Here is a 589-nt window from a genome sequence, read left to right as displayed (position 1 = left end):
TGCGCTGATCTTGCGGTAGCCATAGCGTCCGTACTTCTCAGCCAACGCCACGAGATCGGCCGTTAGCGCCTCTTCATCGTCGCGGCCCCGCGGTACCTTGCGCTGCGTCGAGCGATGCTGTCCGAGCGCCCGACAGGCGCGGCGCTCGGAGACGGTCATCGTCAGCTGGATGTGCTCGACACAGGCGCGTCGGCGCGCAGGGCTCGAGACGTCTTCCCCGGGACGCCTCCTGCAAGATCAGCGCATTGCTGAAGGCGGCCGGTTGGTTCGTCAACGACAAGCGCGTCGAGCGCATTTGGCGGCGTGAGGGTCTGAAGGTCCCAGCCAGACAGCCCAAGCGGGGGCGGATCTGGGACAACGACGGCTCCTGCGTCCGTCTTCGCCCGGAACACCGCCAAATGCGCTCGACGCGCTTGTCGTTGACGAACCAACCGGCCGCCTTCAGCAGTGCGCTGATCTTGCGGTAGCCATAGCGTCCGTACTTCTCAGCCAACGCCACGAGATCGGCCGTTAGCGCCTCTTCATCGTCGCGGCCCCGCGGTACCTTGCGCTGCGTCGAGCGATGCTGTCCGAGCGCCCGACAGGCGCG

At 66.6% G+C, this 589-nt stretch carries 3 pseudogenes; 1 reads left to right on the top strand and 2 read right to left on the bottom strand.

What is annotated here, in order from left to right:
* Window positions 1–241 (bottom strand): annotated as a pseudogene (locus tag MKK60_RS19340) (IS3 family transposase); the annotation flags it as partial.
* Here MKK60_RS19340 and MKK60_RS19335 point away from each other — a divergent pair.
* Window positions 240–392 (top strand): annotated as a pseudogene (locus MKK60_RS19335) (IS3 family transposase); the annotation flags it as partial. The pseudogenes MKK60_RS19340 and MKK60_RS19335 sit on opposite strands and share 2 nt — an antisense overlap.
* Here the strand turns inward: MKK60_RS19335 and MKK60_RS19330 are convergent.
* Window positions 383–589: pseudogene (locus tag MKK60_RS19330) on the bottom strand (IS3 family transposase); the annotation flags it as partial. The pseudogenes MKK60_RS19335 and MKK60_RS19330 sit on opposite strands and share 10 nt — an antisense overlap.

The sequence above is a fragment of the Methylobacterium sp. J-092 genome, assembly GCF_022829325.1.
Lineage (GTDB): Bacteria > Pseudomonadota > Alphaproteobacteria > Rhizobiales > Beijerinckiaceae > Methylobacterium.
The sequence above is the reverse complement of the archived record's forward strand: the minus strand, read 5'-3'. Positions and strand labels throughout refer to the sequence as shown.